The sequence below is a fragment of the Pseudoalteromonas sp. P1-26 genome, assembly GCF_001401795.1.
In the GTDB taxonomy this organism is placed as follows: domain Bacteria; phylum Pseudomonadota; class Gammaproteobacteria; order Enterobacterales; family Alteromonadaceae; genus Pseudoalteromonas.
Genome location: NZ_LKDX01000025.1, coordinates 15,065 through 41,798, shown reverse-complemented (window position 1 = coordinate 41,798; position 26,734 = coordinate 15,065). Strand labels below are relative to the sequence as shown.

The window sequence follows — 26,734 nt, the reverse complement described above, 5'->3', positions numbered from 1 at the left end:
AACAGCATTGTTTCCCCTAGTTAGTTTTGCCGCCTCATTTGAGGCGGCTTTTTTCGTTATGCTTAGCAACTAATTCTGCTTGCATCGTCTTTAAAGCCGCAATTTTATCTTCGGCTTCATTAAGCTTACCTTCTGACAACCCCGCTTGCTTACCACGTTCTAGAAGGGATTCGAGAGTAGCAATTTTACTCTCTGCGGCATCAATAAAGCGAAGTTCTAGTTCAGTTTGCTGCGCTTGATGATATGTCTGATACGCTTTGTGATCATTAAGATCACCTGTAAACCGCTTTGCTTGCAGGGTTTGCTTTGCAATAGGGGCTATATAATCAGGTGTTGTGATTATCGCTTTAATGCTGGCATTTTCGATTTGCTCTGTAGCTGGGTGGGCTTGCTTTTCGAGCGTGCTGGTCAGTGCTTGCTGATCATGAACATCTGTTTTTTCAACCTCAACGGACACCGGTACTTTTTCAGCAGGTGCTAAACTAATAGGGTGAGTTTGCAGATGAATAACAACGGCAGCGCTGGACAGTACCATGAGTGCTAAAGCTAACCATTTCATAGCTTAACGCCATGGTGTGTTTGCCAAGCCAGCCATTTTTGTTGATAGCTGCTTTTGGCTTTTTCAATTGCGATGGCCTTTTTAGCTTGATAGCGAACGGTTTCGTCATTTGCGCTAAAGTAGCCAAAAGTATGATCGTAGCTCATTACTACTACCCATAAACCATTCGGTGAGCGTATTACTTCACTCAATTGTTGAGGTTTTTGTGTGAATGCTAATTGTACTGCCCAATTTCGTTTTTGCTCTCGGGTTAAGTGGTTTTTATATTGAGCGTAAATATCGGGCTGATTTAATTGCTTTAGTGCGTGTTGTATCGAGCTTGATTCTGCTTGCTTTCTAAATGCTAACGCCGCCTCTCTATCGGTAAATTCGCCGCCATGGGCCTTAACCGATTTTAGATAATGAAATCGTTCTTTGTGTTGCTGGTAATATTGCTGGATTTCGGTGCCAGTTACCGTGTTTTCTAAGCTAGTTAACACAGGACTATCAACATGCATAATACCTTTTATGCCTAACCAGCTTTGAATCGAAGGTCTTAAGATATCGCCCTTGGCTATAGAATAAAGATGGGGTAGCGAAAGTTGCTGTGTTTGTAAGACTGTGTCAGCTTGCTTTAAATGCAAAATAAATTGTCGATGTTTTAAAATTTCGGTTTTGAACAAGTCGCTATCCCCTTGATGCAAACGAAAGCGAGTCTGCATAGAAAGAGGCGCCATAAATTCGTACAGCGTCATTGAGTTTTCAAACAAATTGAGTTTAATAGCATTGAATTGTTTGATTTGGGCATCACTGTACTGACCATTCAGCGGGTATTGCCCTAAGTTGATTTTCAACCAGTGTTGATCAAATGGTTTAAGCCCAGTTGTGGCAGGTTTATCGGTAAGATTTAGCTGATGAATAAACAGATTATCTAAGTAGCGCATTACATGGTAATGAGTTGAAAAGCCAACACTCGCTTGGCGCTCTACAAGCTCTGGCATGTTTTTCTGTGCGTACTCAAGTAAAAATTGATTCTCGTATAGACGTGCACGTGTTTGCTGTTTGCTAATATCAGGGCTTTGCTCTTTGTAGACCTGCCACATGAGATCAATTTCAGATTCCGTGTATTGATTAAACGCAGCAACTGCTAGGTTGCTAAAAAGCAAACCTAGCAGTGCTGTCAAAATGTAAAGCCCACGCATTATCGAGCAACCATGGCATGATTAAGTAGGTGAACCACCATCGCAATCGCATGAGGAACCACTTGTTTTGCAGTATCGAGTCGGTCGTAATGATCTTCTGAATTTAACACGATCCCACCTTGAGCATACGAAAATGCGCCACCTTGGGTTAACAAAGGGCGTACATCAGTTGATTGTGTATCTAATGCCGCAAAGGTCGTCATAGCTTGTGTAACAAGGGCTGGATCGTTGAGGTTTTCTTGGTCGTAATAATCATTCACCCAACTTTCCCAGCTTGAGTGATTTAAATCGGAGGTTGTCCAAGTATGATGAGGTTGGAGTAAATCGGTGGTGTGAAATACAAAACCTAAAATCTGTGGATTACCGCTTTGTAAGTAACTTTGATACCAGTACTGCCCTAAGTTATCGATAGGTTGGAATGGCATATCCTCAAAGTCATCATACATGCTGTAACTTGATTGGCTATCTATACGGTAATGAGCTTCAGTAACGCCATAGCTATTATATTTTGAAGAGTCAGCATTGAACCAGCCTGTTTCACCACCTTTACCATCATCAAGGTAATCACCTTTGAGCCATGTCGCTGCGAGATTATCAACCGCTCCCCATACTGTTAGACTTTGATAGTTGTAGCCGCCAAAGTCGTTGCCATGTTGATCAGCACCTTGCGTGTGATTTTGAAAGTGCCAATAACTGGTGTATTTCACAATACTTTCCGCAGCACCCCAAACTGGTGCTTGAACGCAAGAACCTGTAATAGCACCACAAAAAAAAGTGTCCTCAAAATCATCGACGTCATAGGCTGCTTGCCCAAGTAGCTCGCCAAGTTGAGTGACAGTCATATTATTTTGCTGAGCATAGCTGACTAACGCAGCGTATTGTGTTGTGCTTGGGTGTTGTTGCATGTAGTTAACGGCATCAATCACTATACGTTTGTGGGTTTCTTGACTAAACGCATGTACGTTACTGCTGCATGCAACTAAAAACGCTGCGCTAATAAGTGTTTTTTTCATTGTGTCCTCAAAGTGTTATTTAATATGCAGCGCTATTAAAAAAGAGCGTGATTACACTAGAGTGACAAAATAATTAAACATTTAATTAACAAGTTTACCCAATATGGTACTTTGTCATTACAGTTTTTCTAAATTATCCAAGCACCAGTTAGCCCGTTTGAGAGTGGCTTGCTGTACAGATTCATCCTGTTTATACCAGTTGTTATAAATCATACCGATACGTGGGTTTTGTGATAGCTGTTGTTCGTGCTCTAACATAAAATGCCAATATAGGCTGTTGAATGGGCAAGCATCCTCAGTGGCTTTTTCTTTGATGTTGTAACTACAGTGTTTGCAATAATCACTCATTTTGTTGATGTAATTACCACTGGCAGCATAGGGTTTAGTGGCAATTAATCCCCCGTCAGCAAATTGGCTCATTCCCCGAGTGTTGGGCATTTCTACCCATTCTATGGCGTCGATATAAACACCTAAATACCATTCATCTACTTCACTTGGCTCAATAGCGGTTAATAAGCAAAAGTTACCCGTGATCATCAAACGTTGTATGTGGTGTGCATAAGCTGTCTGCAGGCTTTGTGTAATGGCATGGTGCATACAATTCATGTTTGTTTTGCCATGCCAAAAATAGTCGGGTAGGGGGCGCTTTGCATTTAAGGCATTTTTGCTGGCGTAATCAGGCATATTTTGCCAATAAATACCACGTACATACTCGCGCCAACCGAGAATTTGCCTGATAAAACCTTCAACTTGCGCAATATCAATAGGTTGCTTATCAAAGCTAGTTAACACTTGCTCGATGACCTGCATCGGGTGCAGCATTTTAGTATTAAGGGCAAACGATAAACGGCTGTGATACAAAGACCATTGGTACTGGGACTGGCATGTCATAGCATCCTGAAACTGACCAAAATGAACCAGTAAATGATCGCAAAAAAAATCGAGTAACTGCTTTGCTTCAGCGCGTGTGGTTGGCCAAATTAACGTATCGCTGCACTCACCAAAGGTGTTTAGTTTGTGCATTTCTACTCGTTTAAGGATGTTGCTAACATCGTGACCGAAACATAAAGGTTCTGGGATTTCTTTAAGATCGCTGGGTTTTAACTTGTTTCTATTTTGCTGATCAAAATTCCATTTGCCACCACGAGGTTGATTATCATCGTCCATTAAAATATTAAAACGTTTGCGCATAGCACGATAAAAAAACTCCATTTTTACTGGCTTATTTGGCTTAAAGTGCTGGTCAATATCATTAAAAGGTAGTAGAAAGTGTTCCGAATCAACTGCATTGACATTAAATTCGCTCTGCTGTGAAAAGTCTGCAAGTTGCTTTTTAAGGCGATATTCGTCTGGGTATTGGTACTCAATATTCTGGCATTGATAATGCTTAGCTAACCGGGTCAGTAGCTCTGGTAGTGAGTCATCATCTTGTGTGTCATCGAGTGTCAGATGCAGGCAGTTTAAATTCGCTTTTGTCAGTGCATTAGCAAAGTTTTCCATTGCAGCAAAGAAGGCGACCACTTTTTGCAGGTGGTGCTTTACGTAGTTGGTTTCTTGTTTTAATTCGGCGATGACATACAGCGTGTCTGGTTGTGATTTTTCTTTAAACCAGCTGTGGCTTGCATTAAGTTGATCGCCAAAAATAAATCTTAAGGTGGTGTATTGCACTTCTAATAGCCTTTGACGCAAGTAATCTAGGTAACTACGAAGCAATCACAAAGATAGATCGATAAATATAGTCTATAAAAGGTACATTAGTGGCATTTTTAATGAGTCACTACTAAGGAAGGGTCGAGATGAAAATTAATTTACATTTACTATTTATAAGCCTGTTAGTTTGCCCTTTGGCCCACAGCACTGTTTATCACTGTGAGAAAAACGGTGTTGCTGAATTTAGCCAACAGCCCTGTGGCAAAGATGCAAAGTTGATTACCATTAAAGAACAAAATCCACACCTTTCGGGCGCGTCAGATAATGCTGCACAATCATCAGCAGGTAAAGATACCGCAGAGGTCGACCGTTATATCCGCTTAAAGCAAATCGATGCGCAAATAGCAGAACATAACAATAAAATTGATACGTTCAAGCTCAAAATGGACAGGGAAATAGTGGCTTTAACTGAGCAATCAGATGCTCAGCTACGTAACTTGGTGGGGGCTAAAAAACAAGCTGCAATCGCCAAACAAATGACCGCAGTATCTGAGCGTTACGGCGTGCTTATCGACAGTGAGCAGCGTAGTATTGATAGACTCACTGCTGAAAAATACACGTTAACTTCATCTGCAAATACGGTTGCTAATAATGAGGTTGCTAGTTTTATTCGCTCGAAACAAATTATGCGTAAAATTTCAGAGCATGAAAATAAAATAGATACTTATCAAAGTGAGTTAAACATGCAAATGTCAGAGCTTGAGCAACAACTAAGTAGCCACCCTCGTAATTTAGCTGATGCGAATAGCGATAACGCACTAGCTGACAAAATGACAGCTTTAACGAGTCGTTTTAATACCTTAATCGCCATTGAACAAAAACAAATAGATAGGCTCAACAGCGAATTGACCAAACTATGAGCTTAAGCGTGCTGGGCAATAGGCGCTAAACGACACCACATTTGAATAAGCAAACAAGTAACTTTTTACGATGTTGGCAAATATTCTCGTAGCTTGCAGCCAAGCTTGATGTAATTGCGCACTAATGTGGTGAATATACGATTTGCGCGTATCAATAAAGGCATCGCAAAGGGTATCGATATCTTCAAATGATACGTTTAAAAAGCTCAAGTTATTCGCTAAATAATGAATAAACGGCGTGACTTGCTGTAAGTCATCGAGGTGGCTTACTACTTTGTTGAGCGCACAGTAAAGAATATAGCTGCGCTTAGTTATGCTTTCTTGCTCAGGCACTGTCATGGTTAATTGACGAGTACTAAGACTGCGATGATATGCGCTTGTAAACTGATGGAAATCCGGTTTTAGCAATTCAATATCTTGTAGTAACAGTCTTTTTTGAAATGAAGATAGACTCATAGTAAATCGCTTAATAGCCAAGGCTATAGGTTGTTCTTATTATATGACTAAATATAGACGAGAATTTTCAGTTATGGGAAATTTTATGACAAGGTTGTCATAAAATTTTTAGGCAAAAAATAGTCTAACTAATTCATGTAGGAAGGTTGCTAATTGAGCGCTACATGCTTATAATAGCCGCCATTGAATTGAGGTGTTTAACACTCGATTAAATGATATTAAGTTACTTTTAATATCTATTGGCGCGGGATGGAGCAGCCTGGTAGCTCGTCGGGCTCATAACCCGAAGGTCGTCGGTTCAAATCCGGCTCCCGCAACCAAATACATGCTAAGGCATTGTAAGTGTACTTAGTATGCACAGTAATTTTTACTGTATGAAGTCGCGCATTCTGGTAATGCGCGTTTTGCGTTTAGGCTATCTAGTTTAATTTAGTCAGGTGACTGACTCGCAACCAAGCTTGGCCCTAGGCCACACAGTTTTATGCTTTAGGTGTGACGCCCCGCTTGGTTCGGGGCGTTGTTGTATCTGCTTGGCGGTGATTTTAAATCATTATTAAACTCAGTATTTCAGGGCTATATGCCCTTTTTTTGTTTGTATGGAGGATTTTCGTGACAAAACTTGAGCAAGATTTAGTAGCCATGCTCTCACCGGCCGTTGAAATGTTAGGCTTTGAGTTACATGGTCTTGAGTTTGTGCAAGCTGGTCGCCACTCTACATTACGTGTTTATATCGATCACGATGCAGGGATTACGGTTGACAATTGTGCCGACGTTAGTCGTCAAGTTAGCGCAATTTTAGACGTCGAAGACCCAATTACAAATGAATATGATTTGGAAGTTTCGTCTCCTGGTGTTGATCGTCCATTATTCAAACAAGATCACTACGAGAAGGCGCAAGGAGAAGAAGTACGCGTGCGTACAAAGCTTCCGCAAGATGGTCGTCGTAACTTTAAAGGCGATTTAGTATCAGTTAGCAGTGATATGATCACACTTTCAGCAGATGGCGCTGAGCATATGATTATGCTTAGTAACATTGAACGTGCGAACATCATCGCAAAGTTTTAATTCGAGTGCGAAGGAATAGGGCAAGCGAGGCATAACCCATGGCAAAAGAAATATTATTGGTTGCTGAAGCCGTCTCCAATGAGAAAGCGGTTCCAAAAGAAAAGATTTTTGAAGCGTTAGAGTTCGCATTAGCGACTGCAACAAAGAAAAAACACGATGGCGAAATCGAAGTTCGCGTATCAATCGACCGTAAAACAGGTGATTATGACACATTCCGTCGTTGGAAGATTGCTGAAGTTCTTGAAGATGGTTCTTTAGAAAACCCTTACAGCGAAATCACACTTGAAGCGGCTCAGGTTGAAGACGAAAGCCTACAATTAGGTGATTACGTTGAAGAACAAATTGAGTCAATCAAGTTTGACCGTATTACAACACAAATGGCTAAGCAAGTTATCGTACAAAAAGTACGTGAAGCTGAGCGTGCATTAGTGGTTGAAGAATACAAAGATCAACAAGGCGAATTAGTAACAGGTGTTGTTAAAAAAGCAACCCGTGATGCAATCGTACTTGACCTTGGTAACAATGCTGAAGCGGTTATCTACCGTGATGATATGTTACCGCGTGAAAACTTCCGTCCAGGTGACCGTATCCGTGGTCTTCTTTACGAAGTTAAGCCAGAAGCACGTGGCGCGCAGTTATTTGTAACGCGTTCTAAGCCAGAAATGCTAATGGAACTTTTCCGCATTGAGGTGCCAGAGATTGGCGAAGAGATGATTGAACTACGTGCAGCTGCACGTGATCCAGGTTCTCGTGCAAAAATCGCGGTAAAATCTAACGACAAACGTATCGACCCAGTAGGTGCGTGTGTTGGTATGCGTGGTGCACGTGTACAAGCAGTTTCAACTGAGCTTGGTGGTGAGCGTGTTGATATCGTTCTTTACGATGACAACCCAGCGCAATTCGTTATCAATGCAATGGCACCAGCAGAAGTTGCGTCAATCGTAATGGACGAAGATACACATTCAATGGATATCGCTGTTGAAGCCGATAACCTAGCACAAGCAATCGGTCGTAATGGTCAAAACGTTCGTCTTGCTAGCCAGTTAACTGGTTGGGAATTAAACGTAATGACAGTTGATGACATGCGTGCGAAGAACGAAGCTGAATCAGATAAGCTAATCAACTTATTCACTGAATACTTAGATATCGATGATGAGTTTGCAACTTTACTTATCAACGAAGGTTTCTCAACACTTGAAGAAGTGGCTTACGTACCTGCATCAGAATTCTTAGAAATTGACGGTTTAGATGAAGAAACAGTTGATATCTTACGTTCACGTGCAAAAGACGCATTAACAACGAAAGCGCTTAAAACTGAAGAAAGCCTAGAAGGTGCAGAACCTGCAGAAGACCTACTAGCGCTTGAAGGCTTAGAGCGTCACCTTGCATTTGTTATGGCAAGTAAAGGTGTAGTAACACTTGAAGACTTAGCTGAGCAAGGCATTGATGAGTTAGTAGACATCACTGAACTTTCAGAAGAAGAAGCTGGCAAGCTGATTATGGCTGCGCGTAACATTTGTTGGTTCGCAGACGAGTAATTTATTAACGGAGGTATTACACACTATGGCAGAAGTAAATGTTGAAAAACTAGCCGGAGATATTGGTACAACTGTTGATAAATTACTACAGCAGCTAGAACAAGCCGGTATTTCTAAAAAAGCAGGTGATATGGTAACTGAGTCTGAAAAGTCGACGTTATTAGATCACTTGAGCAAGCAGCACGGCGGCACGGGCTCAGAAGGCCCAGCTCGCATGACTTTGCAACGTAAAAGCAAAAGTACGCTAAGCGTAACTGGCTCTACAGGTAAAGCGAAGTCTGTGCAAGTTGAAGTACGTAAAACACGTACTTACGTTAAGAAAAGCGCCATTGAGCAACAGCAAGAAGAAGAGCGTTTAGCTGCAGAAGAAGCTGCACGTAAAGCAGCAGAGCTTAAAGCCCAGCAAGAAGCTGAGGAGCTTAAAGCGAAACAAGAGGCAGAGCGCAAAGCGAAAGAAGAAGCTGAGCGTAAAGCCAAAGAAGAGGCTAAACGTAAAGCTGAAGCTGAGCGTAAAGCGAAACAGAAGCAGATGACCCCAGAGCAAAGTGCTAAGTCTGAACAAGATCGCGCCGAAGCTGAGCGTCTGCAAAAAGAAGCAGAAGAGGCCGCATTGAGAAAAGCTGAAGAAGAAGCGAAACGTCAAGCAGAAGAGGCAAGAAAGCTAGCTGAAGAAAATGAAGCTCGCTGGAAAAAGGAAGAAGAAGAGCGTAAGCAGCGTGAAGAAAACGCTGATCACCACCTTACGACTTCAACTTACGCACGTGAAGCAGAAGATGAATCTGATGCACGTGAAGAGAATAGCGCTCGTCGTAAGAAAAAGAAAAAAGGACCTCAAAAAGATAAACAGGCTGCCGGTCCTAAAGGTAAGAAAGGCAAGCTTAAAGCACCAACGTCTTTACAACATGGTTTCCAAAAACCAACAGCTGACGTGAAAAACGAAGTTCGTATCAGTGAAACAATCACTGTTGCTGAGCTTGCATCACGCATGGCAGTTAAAGGTGCTGAAGTTGTTAAAACGATGATGAAGATGGGTGACATGGTTACCATCAACCAAGTGATTGACCAAGAAACAGCGCAGCTTGTTGCTGAAGAAATGGGTCACAAGGTTATTATCGTTAAAGAAAACGAATTAGAAGAGAAAGTTCTAAACGACCGTAGCGAAGAAGGTAAAGCGATTCCTCGTGCACCGGTTGTAACAGTAATGGGTCACGTTGACCACGGTAAAACGTCAACACTTGACTACATTCGTTCAGCAAAAGTTGCCTCTGGTGAGGCCGGTGGTATTACTCAGCACATTGGTGCATACCACGTTGAAACGAATGGCAACATGATTACTTTCTTAGATACTCCAGGCCACGCCGCGTTTACATCAATGCGTGCACGTGGTGCTAAAGCAACGGATATCGTAATCCTAGTAGTTGCTGCGGATGATGGTGTAATGCCACAGACTAAAGAAGCGGTTCAGCACGCGCGTGCTGCTGGCGTTCCTTTAATCATCGCAGTAAACAAAATGGATAAAGAAGGCATCGACCCAGATCGCGTTAAGAACGAGCTAGCACAACTAGACGTTATCCCAGAAGAGTGGGGTGGTGAAACACAGTTTGTACACATCTCTGCGAAAACTGGTTTAGGTATTGATGACCTACTTGAAGCGGTATTAATGCAAGCTGAGCTACTTGAGCTAACTGCGCCAGCTGAAGGTATGGCTGCAGGTGTTGTAATTGAATCGCGTCTAGATAAAGGTCGTGGTCCAGTTGCGTCAATCCTAGTTCAGTCTGGTACGCTTAACCAAGGTGATATCGTACTTTGTGGTCTTGAATATGGCCGTGTACGTGCGATGAAAGATGAGAACGGTAAAGACATCAAGTCTGCGGGTCCATCTATCCCAGTTGAGATTTTAGGTCTATCTGGTATCCCTGCTGCTGGTGATGAAGCAACAGTAGTTAAAGATGAGCGTAAAGCGCGTGAAGTAGCACTTTACCGTCAAGGTAAGTTCCGTGAAGTGAAGCTTGCTCGTCAACAAAAAGCGAAGCTTGAAAACATGTTTACGAACATGGCTGAAGGCGATGTATCAGAAGTTAACATCGTTCTTAAAGCTGACGTACAAGGTTCAATTGAAGCAATCGCTGATTCATTAACTAAGCTTTCTACTGATGAAGTTAAAGTGAAGATTGTTGGTTCAGGTGTAGGTGGTATCACTGAAACTGATGCAACGCTTGCAGCGGCGTCAAACGCAATCGTTGTAGGCTTTAACGTACGTGCTGATGCATCAGCTCGTAAAGTAATTGAGTCAGAAAACCTAGACTTACGTTACTACAGCGTAATCTACAGCCTGATTGAAGAAGTTAAACAAGCGATGTCAGGTATGCTTGCACCAGAATTCAAGCAAGAGATCATTGGTCTTGCTGAAGTTCGTGACGTGTTCAAGTCACCTAAGATTGGTGCAATCGCAGGTTGTATGGTTACTGAAGGTATCGTTAAGCGTAGCGCGCCTATCCGTGTACTTCGTGATAACGTGGTTATCTATGAAGGTGAACTTGAGTCACTTCGTCGCTTTAAAGATGACGTACAAGAAGTTCGTAACGGTATGGAATGTGGTATCGGCGTTAAGAACTACAACGATGTTAAAGTTGGCGACCAAATCGAGGTATTCGAGACGGTTGAAGTACAACGTTCACTTTAATTTCGTTTAAGTTATTGCTTTAAATGGGGGCCTAGCCCCCATTTGTGTATTCGTAATTAAATTAACTTATTCTTTAACATCAATAAGTTATTATTTTAGAGTGAAATGAAATGAGAGAATTTTCTCGCACTGATCGTGTTGCACAGCAAATTCAAAAAGAGATTGCTGTTATTCTTCAACGCGAAATCAAAGATCCACGCTTAGGTATGGTGACAGTGTCTGCGGTTGAGGTATCTCGCGACTTATCTTACGCAAAAGTATTCATCACAGTATTCAACACTGATGATGAAGATAAAGCCAAGCAAAGCGCTAAAATCTTAAATGAAGCAACGGGTTATATTCGTTCTTTATTAGGTAAACGTATTCGTGCGCGCATCATGCCTGAGTTACGCTTTGTGATCGATAACTCGCTTATGGAAGGTATGCGTATTTCAAACTTGGTTGACTCAGTTATTCGTGAAGACAATGCCAAGCATGTTGACGAAGATGACAGCGAAGAAGGCACTAAAGACTAATGGCTAGACGCAGTAAAGGTCGTGCTATTGACGGCATCTTATTACTTAATAAGCCGCAAGGTATTTCATCAAACAAAGCATTGCAGCAAGCAAAAGGGATTTACTTTGCTCAAAAAGCAGGCCACACCGGTGCGCTTGATCCGCTTGCGACGGGTATGCTGCCTATTTGTTTTGGTGAAGCGACTAAGTTTACCCAGTTCTTGCTTGATACTGACAAAACCTATGTTGTACGCGCCAAACTTGGTGAGCGAACCACTACCTCTGATTCAGATGGTGAAGTGGTTGAAACGCGCGACGTATCGGTCACCCGTGAACAATTAGCTGAGCAAATTGCCAGTTTCTTAGGTGAGTCGGATCAATACCCTTCGATGTACTCTGCGCTAAAATACCAAGGTCAGCCTTTGTATAAATATGCCCGCGAAGGTATCGAAGTACCGCGTAAGTGTCGAAAAATTAATGTATTTAGTTTAACGCTTGATGAGTTTGATGAAGCTAATAACGAAGTACAAATGACGGCACATGTGTCTAAAGGCACTTATATTCGTACTATTGTTGACGACTTAGGTGAAAAGCTTGGCTGTGGTGCGCATGTCATCATGTTGCATCGCAGTGCAGTTGGCCATTATCCAAGTGAAAAAATGGTCACTCTTGAGCAACTTGAAGAAAAGCTACAGCAGGCAAAAGCAGACGATGTTGCGCCTTCAAGCTACCTAGATGAGCTACTATTGCCAATGGATACTGCTTTGGTTGATTTACCTGTGATTGAGATTACTCAAGAGCAGGGCGTGGCATTTAGTCATGGTCAAACAGTCGTGATTGGTAAGCCTGTACCAGATGGTGTGGTAAAGGTAATGGCTGATGGGGTGTTCATTGGTACCGGTGAGCGTCATAAAGACGGTCATTTAAAATCAAAGCGTGGCTTATCAAATCAACTGCCTGAGTAAAGATTACCTTGTAGTTATTAGCAAAGCTGGGTAGAATACGCCCCGCTCAATCGTTTTGGCTGAATTAGTGATCGGCTAAAACACAATTTAAATTAATTTTTGGAGTTACTATGTCACTAAGCAATCAAGAAAAAGTTGAAATCATCGCTAAATTTGCACGCGCTGAAGGCGACACTGGTTCACCTGAAGTACAAGTTGCACTTCTAACTTTCGATATCAACAAGCTTCAAGGTCACTTTGCTAGCCACAAGCACGACTTCCACTCACGTCGTGGTCTTCTTCGCAAAGTAAGCCAACGCCGTAAACTGCTTGACTACCTTAAAGGTAAAGACATTGCACGTTACACTGCGTTAATCCAAGAGCTTGGCCTACGTCGCTAAGAACTAGATTACGAGAAAAGGGGCTATTTAGCCCCTTTTTTTGTGCGCGCATGAAAGGTATACTAGCGCACACCTAGGTAGTGGATACTGCTTAGATATTAAAAAACATCATTGCCAATTGTAGTACTTAATCGTGTTTTCATAAGCACAATTAAGTACTGTAATTGGTACTTTGATGGACTATTTTTTACCAATTCGGAGCACAGCTCTGAGTTGCTTTTACATTTAAAGGACATTTTTAAGTGCAAGCAATTATTAAAGAATTTCAACTAGGTCAACACACTGTGACCCTAGAAACAGGTGCTATCGCTCGTCAAGCAGACGGCGCAGTACTAGCAAGCATTGGCGACACTTCAGTATTAGTTACTGTTGTTGGTAAGCGTGATGCACAACCAGGTCAAGACTTCTTCCCACTAACAGTTAACTACCAAGAACGTATGTACGCTGCGGGTCGTATCCCTGGTGGTTTCCTTAAGCGTGAAGGTCGTCCTAACGATGGCGAAACACTTATCGCTCGTCTAATCGACCGTCCAATCCGTCCACTTTTCCCAGACGGTTTCGTAAACGAAGTACAAGTAATCGCGACAGTTGTTTCTGTTAACCCAGAAATCCAACCTGACATGGTTGCTATGATTGGTACTTCAGCAGCACTTGCTATCTCTGGTATTCCATTCAATGGTCCTATCGGTGCATCACGTGTTGGTTTCATCAACGGTGAATACGTACTTAACCCAACACTAGCTGAGCTTGAAGAAAGCCAATTAGACCTAGTTGTTGCTGGTACTGATAACGCAGTACTTATGGTTGAATCAGAAGCTGAAACACTATCTGAAGACGTGATGTTAGGTGCGGTTGTTTATGGTCATGAGCAATCTCAAGCTATCATCAACGCAATCAACGAGTTCAAAGCTGAAGCGGGTAAACCAGCTTGGGATTGGACTGCACCAGAGAAAAACGTAACACTTGCTGAGAAAATCTCTGCAATTGCTGCTGATAAAGTAGGTGAAGCATACCGCATCACTGACAAAGTAGCGCGTAAAGAAGCACTAGGTGCAGCGAAAGAAGAAGTTGTTGCTACATTAACAGCTGAACTTGCTGAAGGCGAAGAGCTAGATACGCAAGAAGTTGGCAAACTATTCGGTTCTTTAGAAAAAGAAATCGTTCGTGGTCGTATCATCGCTGGTGAAAAACGTATCGATGGTCGTGAACCAGATATGGTTCGTGCACTAGACGTAATGACGGGTGTTTTACCACGTACTCACGGTTCTGCAATCTTCACGCGTGGTGAGACGCAAGCACTTGTAACTGCAACGCTTGGTACAGAACGTGATTCACAGTTAATCGACGACTTAACAGGTACTAACAAGCATCACTTCATGCTTCACTACAACTTCCCTCCGTTCTGCGTAGGTGAAACAGGTTTTGTAGGCTCTCCTAAGCGTCGTGAAATTGGTCACGGTAACCTAGCTAAGCGTGGTATTGCTGCGGTACTACCTACACTTACTGACTTCCCATACTCAATCCGTGTTGTTTCAGAAATCACTGAATCAAACGGTTCATCGTCTATGGCATCAGTATGTGGTACGTCACTAGCACTTATGAACGCAGGTGTTCCAATTAAAGCATCTGTTGCTGGTATCGCGATGGGTCTAGTTAAAGAAGGCGACGATTTCGTTGTTCTTTCAGATATCTTGGGTGATGAAGATCACTTAGGTGACATGGACTTTAAAGTAGCGGGTACTTCAAACGGTATCACTGCACTACAAATGGATATCAAGATCGAAGGTATCACTAAAGAAATCATGCAAATCGCTCTTAAACAAGCGAAAGCAGCACGTTTACACATCTTAGGTGTTATGGACGAGGCGATTGCAGCACCTTCTGAAGAGTTATCTCAATTCGCACCTCGCATTTACACAATGCAAATCCCTGCGAAGAAAATTGCTGAAGTTATCGGTAAAGGTGGCGCAACTATCCGTCAACTTACTGAAGAAACTGGCACAACGATCGAAATCGAAGATGACGGTACAATCAAGATCGCTGCAACTGATGGCATCAGCGCAAACGATGCAATCAAGCGTATCGAGCAATTAACTGCTGAGCTAGAAGTAGGTACTATCTACACTGGTAAAGTTGTACGTATCGTTGATTTTGGTGCGTTCGTTAATATCCTTCCGGGTAAAGACGGTCTAGTGCACATTTCACAAATCAGCACAGAGCGTGTTAACAACGTAACTGACCACCTAAGCGAAGGCCAAGAAGTTAAAGTTAAAGTTCTTGAAGTAGATCGCCAAGGTCGTGTACGTCTAAGCATCAAAGAAGCAATGGAACCAGCTGCTGAGGAAAAAGCAGAAGAGTCTAAAGACGCTTAATGATGATTGAATAACCAGTTATTTGCTGGATATAAGAAAAAGGGGCTGTTTAGCCCCTTTTTTTATGCTTTAATGAAACCTATCCGCTTCGCCTTTGTCTACAGAGAATTCAGGTATTAAGGAATTTAATGATTTTTAAACACTTAGCATTGACCGCTGTGGCTATTTTTTCTTTAAGTGCATGTCAAACAACTTCACAACCTGAGTCAGTCCCTATTGTTAATGTGCCTTTTACTGCACCATTAGCACCTGATTTTCGTAACGAAATTACGATTGCTCGCTATTCTGAACTACTAAACCGTGCTGATTTAAGTGCAGAGCAACAAGCCAAACTTTATTATGATCGCGGTGTATTATTTGACAGCTTAGGTATGTCGACCTTGGCGCGTATTGACTTTAACCGTGCGATTAAGCTCAAACCAGACCTAGCAGAAGTGTATAACTTCTTAGGCATTCATCACACACTAATGCAGCAGTATGAACAAGCTTATGAGTTCTTTGATTCGGCACTTGAGCTTAACGAGCAACACGAGTATGCCTATTTAAATCGTGGTATTGCCCTTTACTATGGTGACCGTCCATCACTTGCACAAGATGATTTACAGCAGTTTTTAAATCGTTCACCGAGCGATCCTTATCGTGTGTTATGGCTTTATTTAGCCCAATCAGAAGCTGATAAAGCGCAGGCCTTAATTGATTTAAAAGCTAACTCGCAGGGTGTTGATGAGTCTCAATGGGGTTACCAACTGTTGGCACTTTATTTAGGTGATATCAGTGAGTTTGAGTTTTTATCTGGCATTATTGAAGGTGTAACTTCAGAGCAAGAGTATGCGCACCGCTTATGCGAAGCTTATTTCTACCTAGCGAAGATGCATCAAGCGGCGGGTGATAACTATCTTGCTGCCGATTACTTTAGACTTGCCCTTGCCACCAATGTGCATGAGTTTGTTGAATACAAATATGCCCGCTTAGAGCTTGAGTTAATGGCTGGTGAAAACGCAAGCTAAGGTTTCTTTTACTGCTATTCTATTACTGAGCTTGGGTTTCGTACCAAGCTCAGTGTCTCGTTTTATTCCCGCTTACGCTTATTACGCAAATACTACTCCTTCACAAGCAATAGCTATCTATCATTTGGCACCCAGCGCCATTAATTTGCAGCATTTAGTGCTGAGTAACTCACAGCTTCGCCAGTTAGCAACGCTTAATGATAGTAATGCGGCGTATCAGCTTGCGCTCAGGTTTTTGCAGCAACATGATTACACCGCAGCAAAATTATGGTGGCAGCCTTACTTTGCTAAATTCAATTCAGATCAGCAACAAACCTTAGCGGAGCAGTTAGTCAGAGCAAACCAGTGGCTCGATATAAGTTACCTAGGTAAAGCTGGCAAGTTACCAGAGGGAAATGCCAAGCAAGCTTGGCTGTTGCAGCAACAAATGCCGCCAGCTCAAATTGACCCAGCTTATGCGCAGCAACAGCAATTAGCCTTATCAACATCAAGTGTACAAGCAAGCAGTCAGTGCCAATTTAATATTTTAATGATGACAGATCATTACAAGGGTATTGATACTTTAAAGCAGTATAAGCAGCAATACAGTAAAGCGCCTGAGCCTGCAAAAGGCAGCTTTTGTTTTACTGACGTTGTTTATGTTGCTGATAAGTTTAGTTGTGATGATAGTAGTGGGGCGCTTAAGTGTAACTGGCAAAATGCGGCAGCGTATCCGTGGCCTGAAGGTTTTGACTTTATTGTGATGATGTCAAAGCAAGGGGCTGCTAATGTGCTTGGCGGGATTATGCATATCAATTCATCGCAATCTTATGCGGTATTTTTACATGAGCTAATGCATTTCAATGGCTTTGAAGATGAGTATGCTTTACCAGAGCAAAAACAACAGTGGCTGTGTAAGCAACAGGGGCTGGTTGCACCAAATCTGTTTATTGCAAATAAGGTTTCCCCACCAAAAGGCTGGCAAAAAAGTATCGCTTGTAGCAATCAGTTAGCCTATAAACCAAGCCCTAATTGGTCGATTATGCAGTACCAAACAATGAGCTTGTCTGAGCAATACCGTGAGCTTTGGCAAAAACAAATTAACCAGCCCTTAACAAAGCCGATTCGGTTTTCTGAATATTTTGCCTTTTTAGGCTTAAAGCCAGTGTTTACAACAGCTTCCAAAGAGCAGAAATTTTCTGACTAATCGTCTATTTATTGCTATTTTAGTATGCAAAGCGGTTAAATGTTGTGCAAATAGGTGTGTCTCCTATAGACAAAATAGCACCTGATCAGTATAACTATACGCATTGTAAGCTTTTTTTGAAGCCAACTTTTAACCATCCAAATGAACAGTACGCAACTAATTAAAACTAGAGCGGTATTGATATTCTTATGACACTAAAAGGCTCCTAATTATGACTTTGCTCTGGATACCCCTGTTATCCTTAATCGGCAGTGTTATTTCATCCTGCACTTCAAAACTAACACGTAACCAAAGCACTGCTTTGACCATGTTAGCGCCTTTGATTGCCCTTGGAATTGTATTTTCGTATACCCCTGCAGTCTTTTCTGGTGAAACAATTCGCTACACTGCTGAGTGGATCCCTCTTTTAAACATGCAAGTTTCGTTTCGACTTGATGGTTTAACGTTACTTTTTCTATATATGATCTTGGGTATCGGTACCCTGGTGATTTTTTATGCGCGTTATTACTTAAGTAGTAGCGACTCAATGCCAAAGCTATACTGCTATTTAATGCTATTTATGACCGCAATGGTCGGCATCGTGATGTCGAATAATGTGATCCAGCTGTGGTTTTTCTGGGAGCTCACCAGTATTAGCTCGTTCTTATTGATTAGCTATTGGTGGCATAAGTCAGAAGCTCGCAAAGGTGCACGTATGGCACTTGCTATTACCGGTGCCGGTGGTCTTGCGTTACTAGCAGGTTTATTACTAATTGGTGATATTGTTGGTAGCTATAATCTTGATGTGATTTTAGCAAGCAAAGCGCTTATTCAATCTCATGCACTTTATGAGGCTGCGTTGGTATTAGTGCTTTTAGGTGCATTTACCAAATCTGCACAATTTCCATTTCATTTTTGGTTACCACATGCGATGGCGGCACCGACACCAGTCAGTGCCTACCTACACTCTGCAACCATGGTTAAAGCGGGTATCTTTTTATTAGCGCGTTTTTATCCTGCGCTATCAGGCACAGATACTTGGTTTATTTTAGTAGCAATGACGGGTCTGGCGACTTTATTGGTTGGTGCTTATATCGCGTTATTTAAGCATGATTTAAAAGGCTTGCTGGCTTATTCAACAATCAGCCATTTAGGTTTAATTACCTTACTGCTTGGTTTAGACACTGAGCTTGCTACAGTGGCTGCTATCTTCCACATTATTAACCACGCAACCTTTAAAGCGTCGTTATTTATGGCAACGGGTATCATTGACCATGAAACTGGCACCCGTGATATGCGTAAACTCAATGGTATGTGGCGCTTTATGCCGTATACCGCCACACTTGCTATGGTAGCAGCGGCAGCCATGGCGGGCGTGCCACTGTTAAATGGTTTCTTATCGAAAGAAATGTTCTTTGCCGAAACACTGCATCAGCAAGTGCTTGGCTCTATGTCTTGGTTAATTCCAGTGTTAGCGACTATTGCTGGTGCACTCTCTGTCGCGTATTCAGCACGCTTTATTCACGACGTGTTTTTTAACGGCGACCCAATCGATTTGCCAAAACAGCCTCATGAGCCACCACGCTATATGCGTGTACCAATCGAAATTTTGGTTGTGCTGTGTTTACTCGTCGGTATGTTCCCGCACTTTGCAGTAAGTGATATTTTAGCTTCGGCGTCTTATGCAGTGCTCGGCGATGCAGCCCCAGATTATAAGCTATCAGTATGGCATGGCTTTAATTTACCGCTGTTAATGAGCTTTATTGCTACAAGCGTGGGCGTGATGATTTATGTGCAGCGTAAGCACCTGTTCCACTTCCAAGCTTCATTGCCAACTTTGAATGCTAAGAAAGGCTTTGAGCGTGGCTTATATAGCTTAATTAAATGGTCACAAGAAAAGATTAAACGAATCGAAAATGGCTCGTTACAGCGCTATGCCTTTGTGATGATTGCTGTGGTGCTTATGTGTGCGGGCTGGCCTTTATTTGAAATGCGCCAGTTAGCAGGAGCAAGTGAGTTAACGCCAATCGATTTCCATAATGCTATTGGTGCCGGCTTACTAATAATTGGTGCGCTGGCAACGGTTATTTGGCATCGCTCACGAATGATATCTTTGATTATGATTTCAATCGTAGGCCTGATGGTATCTGTTGCATTTACTCGATTCTCTGCGCCTGATTTAGCACTGACTCAGTTAACCGTTGAAGTTGTCACGGTAATGCTACTGATGCTCGCACTGTTCTTTTTACCACAGCGTACTCCGAAAGAATCAAGCTCATTGCGTATTTTGCGTGACCTAGGTATCTCATCGGCAATTGGTGTGGTTGTGGCGAGTATTTGTTATGCACTCCTGACAAGACCACTTGAGTCAATTTCTGACTTCTTTGTTGCCAATGCAAAAACTGGCGGTGGTGGTACTAACGTTGTAAACGTTATCCTCGTTGACTTTAGGGGTTTTGATACCCTAGGTGAGATTACCGTATTGGGTATTGCTGCGTTAGGTATTTATAAGCTTCTTATTAACTTGCCGCTGTTTATGCCAGCAAGTGATAGTGAAGGGCGCCCATGGGCAAGAGAGCGTTACCCAATTCTATTGTCGAGTATTTCACAAAGCTTGTTACCACTTGCATTACTTGTGTCAGCGTATATTTTCTTACGTGGTCATAACTTACCAGGTGGTGGCTTTATTGCAGGACTGGTTACCGCGATTGCATTTATTTTGCAATATATGGCTAATGGTTCGCACTGGATTGCAGACAGATTTGACGTGAATTATCGTAAGATTATTGCGTCAGGTATTGCTATTGCATTGTTTACAGGTATTGGAAGTTGGTTCTTCGAACGTCCATTCCTAACAACCTGGTTTGATTATTTTGATATTCCGCTAGTCGGCAAGACAGAACTTGCTAGTGCTATCGTATTTGATTTAGGTGTGTATTTAACTGTTGTAGGTGCAACGCTGATGATTTTAGCAAGTTTAGGTAAATTAACTGCTGATACACCCAAGCAAGAGGTAAATATTTAATGGAAGTATTGTACGCATCATGCGTCGGCGTGCTGGTTGCATGCGGAATTTACTTAATATTACGGGCTCGTACCTTCCCGGTAGTACTCGGCCTGACTATGTTGTCGTATGCAGTTAACCTGTTTTTATTCTCTTCAGGTCGTTTAACTATTAACAAAGCGGCTGTACTTGGTACAGGCAGTGAGTATGCCGATCCACTCCCTCAAGCACTGGTTTTAACCGCCATTGTAATTGGCTTTGCGATGACCGCTTTTGTGGTTATTTTAGCGATTCGTGGCCGTGCTGACTTGGGTAATGACCATGTTGATGGTCACCTTGTTAAGTCATCGAAGGAGCAAAAATGATTCAGCATTTAGCTTCTTTACCAATTTTAATTCCGATGTTGGCAGGGGTGATTTTACTCATGCCGCCATGTGGTAAAAACTTACATATTCGTCGTGTTTCGTCGGTTATTTTGTCGATTGTCACACTATTGGTCAGTGCTTATTTATTATTTCACGTAAATAGTACCGCACCGCTTGTTTACGCAATCGGTGATTGGTCTGCACCATTTGGTATTGTGCTGGTTGCCGATAGGCTAGCAACGCTACTTGTGCTACTTACCAGTTTCCTTGGTGCAGTTGTGGTGCTTTATAGCTGTGCAGGCGATGATAAAAAAGGGAGCTTTTTCCATCCGTTAGTGCACTTTTTAGTGTTAGGTGTAAATGGCGCCTTTTTAACTGGCGATGTATTTAACCTGTTCGTATTTTTTGAAGTGCTGTTGATTGCTTCGTATTCATTATTGATGCATGCCGGCAACAAACATAGTACCCGAGCTGCACTGCAGTACGTCATTTTAAACCTGATTGGTTCAAGCGTATTCTTAATTGCGCTGGGTGTACTTTATGGTGTGTTAGGCACATTGAACATTGCTGATTTAGCGCAAAAAGTACCACAGCTGACGGGTGATGATGTTTACCTTGCTAAAATTGGTGGCTTGCTGTTAATCGTGGTATTTGCGTTAAAAGGCGCGTTATTACCGTTACATTTATGGCTACCGAATACCTACGCCAGTGCAATGCCATTAGTTGCTGCATTATTCGCGATTATGACCAAGGTCGGTGTGTATGCCATGTTGCGCGTTTATACCGTAATATTTGGTGATAATGCTGGCGAACTCGCTCACATGGCACAGCCTTGGTTATGGGGCTTAGCACTAGCGACCATAGTGATGGGTGGTATTGGTGTATTAGCGAGTCAAGATTTTAGAAAGCTTATTGCGAATCTGGTGGTTGTATCTGTGGGTACTTTAGTGGCATTGGTTGCGATTCAGAATGTCTCTGCAACAGCTGCATTACTTTACTACTTAGTGCATTCAACCATTATTTGCGCTGCACTATTCTTAATTGCGGATTTAATTGCTCAGCAACGTGGTAAAGTTGCTGACCGGTTAGTTGCAGGGCGCGCCGTTGCACAGCCATATTTACTTGGTACTTGTTTTGTAGTGGCTGCACTTGCTGTTGTTGGTATGCCACCGTTATCTGGCTTTGTCGGCAAAGTATGGATTTTAAAGAGCACGTTAGATAGCGAAAAAGCCATGTTGTTTTGGCCAATCTACCTAGTTTCTAGTTTAGCGTTATTAGTGGCGGTTTCACGAGCCGGTACCAGCTTATTTTGGGATCACACCCATAAAGACAGTGAAGCAATTGAAGGCACTAAAGCACACCCTGTTAAAGTGATAGCTGTAGTTGCATTACTTGCGTGTTCACCATTAATGGTTGTATTTGCAGGACCGATTTCAGACTATATGTTAGCAACGTCAGAGCAGTTGTTTGATATCAACACTAGCATCAACGCTGTATTACAAGGAGGCCAATAATGCGTTTAGAATCTCGCTTTCGTTGGTTGCCAACACCATTTCGCAGTGTTTTATTATTCATTGTATGGCTGTTGTTAAATAATAGTGTGTCGCCAGGACATCTGTTTTTAGCTGCATTTTTTGCTATTACTATTCCGTGGATCACATTCCCATTTCGTGATCCACAGCCTCTTATTGTCAGGCCAGGTCTTGCGTTTAGGCACTTATTGTTAGTGCTGTACGATATTGTCACTGCTAACATACAAGTTGCTCTGTTGATCCTTGGACCAACGAAAAAGTTACGCCCAGGTTTTATCAAAGTGCCATTGGATTTAAGCCATGAAATGCCAATCACTATTTTGGCCAGCACAGTATCTTTAACACCAGGTACAGTGAGCGCAGAGGTTTATCCTATTCCTGAGTCACTCGAAGAGGGCGAAGAAATTCAACAGCGCTACTTATTGATCCATGTACTCGATTTAGCTGATGAACAAGCGTTAATTAATACTATTAAGCAGCGCTACGAAGCACCGCTTAAGGAGATTTTTCGATGCTAGATACCGTTTTTCTAATTGTTTTTGCAATGATAGCCATATCGTTACTGTTAAACCTATGGCGTTTAATTGTTGGGCCGTCGGTACCTGATCGTATATTGGCTTTAGATACTATGTTCATAAATACCATTGCTTTAATTATTCTATATGGCATGAGCATGGGCACCGATTTATATTTTGAAGCCGCATTATTAATCGCCATGCTTGGCTTTGTGAGCACTGTAGCGGTATGTAAATACCTGCTGCGTGGCGATATTATTGAATAAGGTAACGAATGATGAGTGAATGGATTGTATCAATCTTATTATTAATTGGTGGTTGCTTTATTCTTATAGGTTCAATCGGACTTGTGAAAATGCCTGACTTTTTTATGCGTTTACATGGTCCAACTAAAGCAACAACGCTTGGCATGGCATCATTGCTAATTGCTGCCATGGTGTATTTTAGCTACACCCACGATGGCATCAGTGTGAAAGAAATTTTGATTTCGATTTTCTTACTGATCACCGCACCTATTAGCGGCTATATGCTGATCAAATCAGCCATCCACCACAAGCTTCGTGCTAAAGATGGCACCAAGGGCCTCGATAACATCGAAGAAGATTAATACCAGCTCGCAATAATAGTTAAGCGAATTGGTGTGATATCTAATTAATAAGAACAATGTGATCTACTACTGTGGCTTTTATTGCGCTCGTAGATCGCATAAAATGCCCCGTCATTTAGTACAGTAGGTAAATAGAGCATTATGCGAGTAGCACTTGGAGTAGAGTACAACGGCGCGCGTTACAGTGGTTGGCAACGTCAATCACACGTCAATAGCGTACAACAAGAAGTAGAAACGGCGTTGTCGCGTATTTGTAATCATCCAGTCGAAATAGTTTGTGCAGGCCGCACCGATGCGGGTGTACATGGCACCGGGCAAGTGATCCATTTTGATACTCACGCTGAGCGTGAAATGGTCGCGTTTACGATGGGTATGAATACCTTACTGCCAAAAGATATTGCTATTCGCTTTGCCAAGCCTGTAAGCGAAGACTTTCATGCTCGTTTTAGTGCCACAGCACGTCGCTATCGTTATGTGATTTATAATTACACCTATCGCGGCGCTATCATGAGTGAAGGGGTGACCCATTTTCATCACCCATTAGACGAAACTAAAATGCAAGAAGCCTGTCAGTATTTAATAGGTGAGCATGATTTTACTTCGTTTAGAGCACTACACTGCCAAGCAAATACAGCTAATCGTACTATTCACCATTTATCGGTAAAACGCCAAGGTGATTATGTGATCATTGATATTAAAGCCAATGCGTTTTTACATCACATGGTACGAAACATCACCGGGTGTTTGATGGACATTGGTCTTCATAAGCATGAACCTGTGTGGTTAAAAGAATTACTCGATTTAAAAGAGCGCGCTAAGGCAAGTGCAACAGCAAAAGCCGCTGGCCTTTACTTAGTTGATGTGGATTACCCAGAACATTTTGGCATTCCTAAAACACCATTAGGGCCTTTGTTTTTACCTGATTCAGACAGTTAGACTTTAGTAGACTACTACTAAGACCAGTTTTTTATATCGTCTGCGGGTAATTCATGTTTTAATTGAAAAAATCTGTCTGTTTATTTGTTATCAGAAACACAAGCGAGTGTTTCCAATTAAACAGACTGCGACACAGAACAGCATTAAGAGAGTTGCAAATGAGTTGGTTAGAAAAAATCTTACCTAAAACGACTAAATCGTCAGGTCGTAAAGAAATCCCTGAAGGGGTTTGGGCTAAGTGTACAGACTGTGATTCAATTTTATATAAAGCAGAATTAGAAAAAGCACTCAACGTGTGTCCTAAGTGTGATCACCACATGCGTTTAAGTGGCCGTAAACGTCTTGAAAACTTTTTAGATGATGCTGACCGCCAAGAAATTGGTGCAGAGCACGAACCAAAAGACGTATTAAAGTTTAAAGATTCTAAAAAATACTCTGACCGTATTACCCAAGCACAAAAAGCAAGTGGCGAGAAAGACGCACTTGTAGCAATGAAGGGCCGCCTAAAAGGCATTCCTGTTGCTGCTGTTGCATTTGAGTTCTCGTTTATGGGTGGTTCAATGGCGTCAGTAGTAGGTGCTCGTTTTGTTGAAGCTGTAGATCAATGTTTAGAGCACGACATGCCACTTATTTGTTTCTCTGCATCAGGCGGCGCACGTATGCAAGAAGCTCTTATGTCATTAATGCAAATGGCTAAAACAAGTGCTGCACTTGCAAAAATGAGCGAAAAAGGCTTACCGTTTATTTCAGTATTAACTGATCCAACAATGGGTGGTGTATCTGCATCACTGGCAATGCTTGGTGATGTAAACGTTGCTGAACCTAAAGCGCTTATCGGTTTTGCGGGTCCTCGCGTAATTGAGCAAACAGTGCGTGAAACGCTTCCTGAAGGTTTCCAACGCAGTGAATTCTTGCTAGAGCATGGTGCAATCGACATGATTGTAGACCGTCGTGAAATGCGTGACACCCTTGCACGTATCTTAGCGAAATTTATGAACTTGCCTTCTACTGAACAAGAGCATAGAGTAGCGTAAATTTCAGCTTAACTGATTAAACGCTATGACAGAAATCCTTCCTAGCCAATCATCAAGCCTTGATGATTGGCTTTGTTATTTAGAAAGTGTCCATCCTGCTAATATCGAAATGGGTTTAGAGCGCGTAGAACGCGTGGCAAACCAAGTCGGCTTACTCGATACATCAAGCAAAATAATCCTAATTGCAGGCACCAACGGTAAAGGGACTACAGCCCGTTGCCTAGAAAGTTTATTACTTGCACAGGGTTACAGTGTGGGTACTTATGCTTCGCCGCATCTTATTCGTTATAACGAGCGCGTACGTATTAATGGCCAAGAGCTTGACGATCAATTCCATGTTGATGCTTTTGATATGCTCGAAAAAGGCCGTGGTGACACGCAGCTTACTTACTTTGAGTATGGAACTCTGGGCGCACTGGCTATTTTTAAACGTCACGCTGTTGATTATGTGCTGCTAGAAGTGGGGCTGGGTGGCCGTTTTGATGCGACTAATATCGTGAACCCGCATGCTTGTGTGATCACCACCATAGATTTAGACCATAAAGAATACCTGGGTGATACTCGAGAACTTGTTGGTTACGATAAAGCCGGTATTTTCCGTACCAATACACCTGCTATTGTTGGCGATTTAGCTATTCCGCATACAGTGACTGATTATGGTAATGAAATTAACGCTGATATGGTGCTATCAGGCCAAGACTTCATATTCACAGAAGATAATGAAGGCTTTAACTGGCAGTATCAAGATAACGATTGGCGCTTAGCTAAGCCTGCTATCCCTTGTCAAAATGCAGCAACCGCGTTGACCCTACTTGCAAAACTTGAGCTATTGCCAAGTGAGCAACAAGTGCGTGATTGCTTGGCGAATCTAACTGTAGAAGGGCGCTTTCAGCAGTTAAGTCAGCAGCCGCTTGTTTTTACCGATGTTGCACATAATCCTGAGTCAGCTCGATATTTGGCACGCAAATTAAGCGTGTATAAAGATCAAGGGTTTAAAATTCATGCATTAGTCGCTATGCTTGCAGATAAAGATAAAGTGGCTGCAATGTCGGCCGTGGCAAATGTTGTTGACCAGTGGTCGTTAGCAAGCTTAGATTGTTTTCGTGGCGACAAAGTTGAGAATCTTGCTAAAGCACTAGCCGAAACCACATCAACAGCGCCTAGTACGCACTATGAGAGTGTTGAAACTGCGCTAGATACGTTATTACCAAATGTTGATGAAAACACGTTAGTGATTGTGTTCGGTTCGTTTATAACTGTGGCTGCAGCCATCAATTACTTTAAAAAATAGAG

At 42.3% G+C, this 26,734-nt stretch carries 24 protein-coding genes and 1 tRNA gene; 20 read left to right on the top strand and 5 right to left on the bottom strand.

All coding sequences use genetic code 11. The features are described from left to right. Positions 1–34: 34 nt before the first annotated feature. The 4 genes from AN394_RS13175 to AN394_RS13160 form a co-directional block, all read right to left on the bottom strand. Positions 35–559 carry a hypothetical protein gene (locus AN394_RS13175; protein ID WP_055021728.1) on the bottom strand — a complete coding sequence of 175 codons (525 nt, stop codon included), beginning with the start codon at positions 557–559 and terminating at the stop codon, positions 35–37. After that, positions 556–1,722, bottom strand: coding sequence for a peptidyl-prolyl cis-trans isomerase (locus tag AN394_RS13170; protein WP_235576264.1), 1,167 nt, complete (start codon positions 1,720–1,722; stop codon positions 556–558). Before AN394_RS13170 ends, AN394_RS13175 begins: the two co-directional genes overlap by 4 nt. A gap of 17 nt (positions 1,723–1,739) precedes the next feature. Then, positions 1,740–2,753, bottom strand: a complete 1,014-nt coding sequence (locus AN394_RS13165; protein ID WP_055021727.1) for a hypothetical protein — start codon at positions 2,751–2,753, stop codon at positions 1,740–1,742. A gap of 117 nt (positions 2,754–2,870) precedes the next feature. Continuing rightward, positions 2,871–4,421, bottom strand: coding sequence for a cryptochrome/photolyase family protein (locus AN394_RS13160; RefSeq protein WP_200910013.1), 1,551 nt, complete (start codon positions 4,419–4,421; stop codon positions 2,871–2,873). 128 nt (positions 4,422–4,549) lie between these two features. Here AN394_RS13160 and AN394_RS13155 point away from each other — a divergent pair, with 128 nt between their 5' ends. Then, positions 4,550–5,323: a DUF4124 domain-containing protein gene (locus tag AN394_RS13155; protein WP_055021726.1), complete on the top strand. Its 774-nt coding sequence runs from the start codon at positions 4,550–4,552 to the stop codon at positions 5,321–5,323. Here AN394_RS13155 and AN394_RS13150 read toward each other — a convergent pair. Then, positions 5,318–5,779: a globin gene (locus tag AN394_RS13150; protein ID WP_055021725.1), complete on the bottom strand. Its 462-nt coding sequence runs from the start codon at positions 5,777–5,779 to the stop codon at positions 5,318–5,320. The two genes, AN394_RS13155 and AN394_RS13150, sit on opposite strands and share 6 nt — an antisense overlap. A 243-nt stretch (positions 5,780–6,022) precedes the next feature. Between AN394_RS13150 and AN394_RS13145 the strand changes: the two genes are divergently transcribed. The 19 genes from AN394_RS13145 to folC all read left to right on the top strand — a co-directional run bounded on the left by AN394_RS13145 (position 6,023) and on the right by folC (position 26,732). After that, a tRNA-Met gene (locus tag AN394_RS13145) sits at positions 6,023–6,099 on the top strand. 289 nt (positions 6,100–6,388) lie between these two features. Continuing rightward, on the top strand, positions 6,389–6,844 hold the full coding sequence (rimP, locus tag AN394_RS13140; RefSeq protein ID WP_054562099.1) for a ribosome maturation factor RimP: 456 nt from the start codon (positions 6,389–6,391) through the stop codon (positions 6,842–6,844). Between the two features lie 38 nt (positions 6,845–6,882). Further along, complete coding sequence (gene nusA / locus AN394_RS13135) at positions 6,883–8,382, top strand: transcription termination factor NusA (RefSeq protein WP_054553176.1); 1,500 nt, start codon at positions 6,883–6,885, stop codon at positions 8,380–8,382. A gap of 25 nt (positions 8,383–8,407) precedes the next feature. Next, a complete protein-coding gene (infB, locus tag AN394_RS13130) occupies positions 8,408–11,065 on the top strand; it encodes a translation initiation factor IF-2 (protein ID WP_054562097.1) in 2,658 nt (885 codons plus the stop codon). A 110-nt stretch (positions 11,066–11,175) separates the two neighbouring features. Beyond that, complete coding sequence (rbfA, locus tag AN394_RS13125; RefSeq protein ID WP_054553174.1) at positions 11,176–11,580, top strand: 30S ribosome-binding factor RbfA; 405 nt, start codon at positions 11,176–11,178, stop codon at positions 11,578–11,580. Beyond that, positions 11,580–12,524: a tRNA pseudouridine(55) synthase TruB gene (gene truB, locus AN394_RS13120; protein ID WP_054553173.1), complete on the top strand. Its 945-nt coding sequence runs from the start codon at positions 11,580–11,582 to the stop codon at positions 12,522–12,524. Before rbfA ends, truB begins: the two co-directional genes overlap by 1 nt. 110 nt (positions 12,525–12,634) lie before the next feature. Further along, complete coding sequence (gene rpsO, locus AN394_RS13115; protein ID WP_054553172.1) at positions 12,635–12,904, top strand: 30S ribosomal protein S15; 270 nt, start codon at positions 12,635–12,637, stop codon at positions 12,902–12,904. 242 nt (positions 12,905–13,146) lie between these two features. Then, positions 13,147–15,276, top strand: a complete 2,130-nt coding sequence (pnp, locus tag AN394_RS13110; RefSeq protein WP_054562096.1) for a polyribonucleotide nucleotidyltransferase — start codon at positions 13,147–13,149, stop codon at positions 15,274–15,276. A 128-nt stretch (positions 15,277–15,404) separates the two neighbouring features. Continuing rightward, entirely contained in the window at positions 15,405–16,283 is an 879-nt protein-coding gene (gene nlpI, locus AN394_RS13105; RefSeq protein WP_055021724.1) for a lipoprotein NlpI, read from the top strand. Next, on the top strand, positions 16,267–17,469 hold the full coding sequence (locus AN394_RS13100) for a hypothetical protein (protein ID WP_055021723.1): 1,203 nt from the start codon (positions 16,267–16,269) through the stop codon (positions 17,467–17,469). Before nlpI ends, AN394_RS13100 begins: the two co-directional genes overlap by 17 nt. 211 nt (positions 17,470–17,680) lie before the next feature. After that, complete coding sequence (locus tag AN394_RS13095; RefSeq protein ID WP_055021722.1) at positions 17,681–20,473, top strand: monovalent cation/H+ antiporter subunit A; 2,793 nt, start codon at positions 17,681–17,683, stop codon at positions 20,471–20,473. Beyond that, entirely contained in the window at positions 20,473–20,817 is a 345-nt protein-coding gene (locus tag AN394_RS13090) for a Na+/H+ antiporter subunit C (RefSeq protein ID WP_054553167.1), read from the top strand. The genes AN394_RS13095 and AN394_RS13090 overlap by 1 nt, the downstream gene beginning before the upstream one ends. Continuing rightward, entirely contained in the window at positions 20,814–22,331 is a 1,518-nt protein-coding gene (locus AN394_RS13085) for a monovalent cation/H+ antiporter subunit D (RefSeq protein ID WP_055021721.1), read from the top strand. Before AN394_RS13090 ends, AN394_RS13085 begins: the two co-directional genes overlap by 4 nt. Next, positions 22,331–22,867 (top strand): Na+/H+ antiporter subunit E, encoded by a 537-nt coding sequence (locus AN394_RS13080; RefSeq protein WP_055021720.1) that lies wholly within the window; start codon positions 22,331–22,333, stop codon positions 22,865–22,867. Before AN394_RS13085 ends, AN394_RS13080 begins: the two co-directional genes overlap by 1 nt. Further along, positions 22,861–23,130: a K+/H+ antiporter subunit F gene (locus tag AN394_RS13075; RefSeq protein ID WP_054553164.1), complete on the top strand. Its 270-nt coding sequence runs from the start codon at positions 22,861–22,863 to the stop codon at positions 23,128–23,130. The genes AN394_RS13080 and AN394_RS13075 overlap by 7 nt, the downstream gene beginning before the upstream one ends. An 8-nt stretch (positions 23,131–23,138) precedes the next feature. Further along, positions 23,139–23,471: a Na+/H+ antiporter subunit G gene (locus AN394_RS13070; protein ID WP_054553163.1), complete on the top strand. Its 333-nt coding sequence runs from the start codon at positions 23,139–23,141 to the stop codon at positions 23,469–23,471. Between the two features lie 141 nt (positions 23,472–23,612). Further along, the gene (gene truA / locus AN394_RS13065) at positions 23,613–24,407 is read left to right on the top strand and encodes a tRNA pseudouridine(38-40) synthase TruA (RefSeq protein WP_054553162.1); all 795 of its coding nucleotides are present in this window, start codon (positions 23,613–23,615) and stop codon (positions 24,405–24,407) included. A gap of 158 nt (positions 24,408–24,565) precedes the next feature. Next, positions 24,566–25,441 carry an acetyl-CoA carboxylase, carboxyltransferase subunit beta gene (accD, locus tag AN394_RS13060; RefSeq protein WP_055021719.1) on the top strand — a complete coding sequence of 292 codons (876 nt, stop codon included), beginning with the start codon at positions 24,566–24,568 and terminating at the stop codon, positions 25,439–25,441. A 25-nt stretch (positions 25,442–25,466) separates the two neighbouring features. Then, entirely contained in the window at positions 25,467–26,732 is a 1,266-nt protein-coding gene (gene folC / locus AN394_RS13055; RefSeq protein WP_055021718.1) for a bifunctional tetrahydrofolate synthase/dihydrofolate synthase, read from the top strand. Positions 26,733–26,734 lie beyond the last annotated feature (2 nt).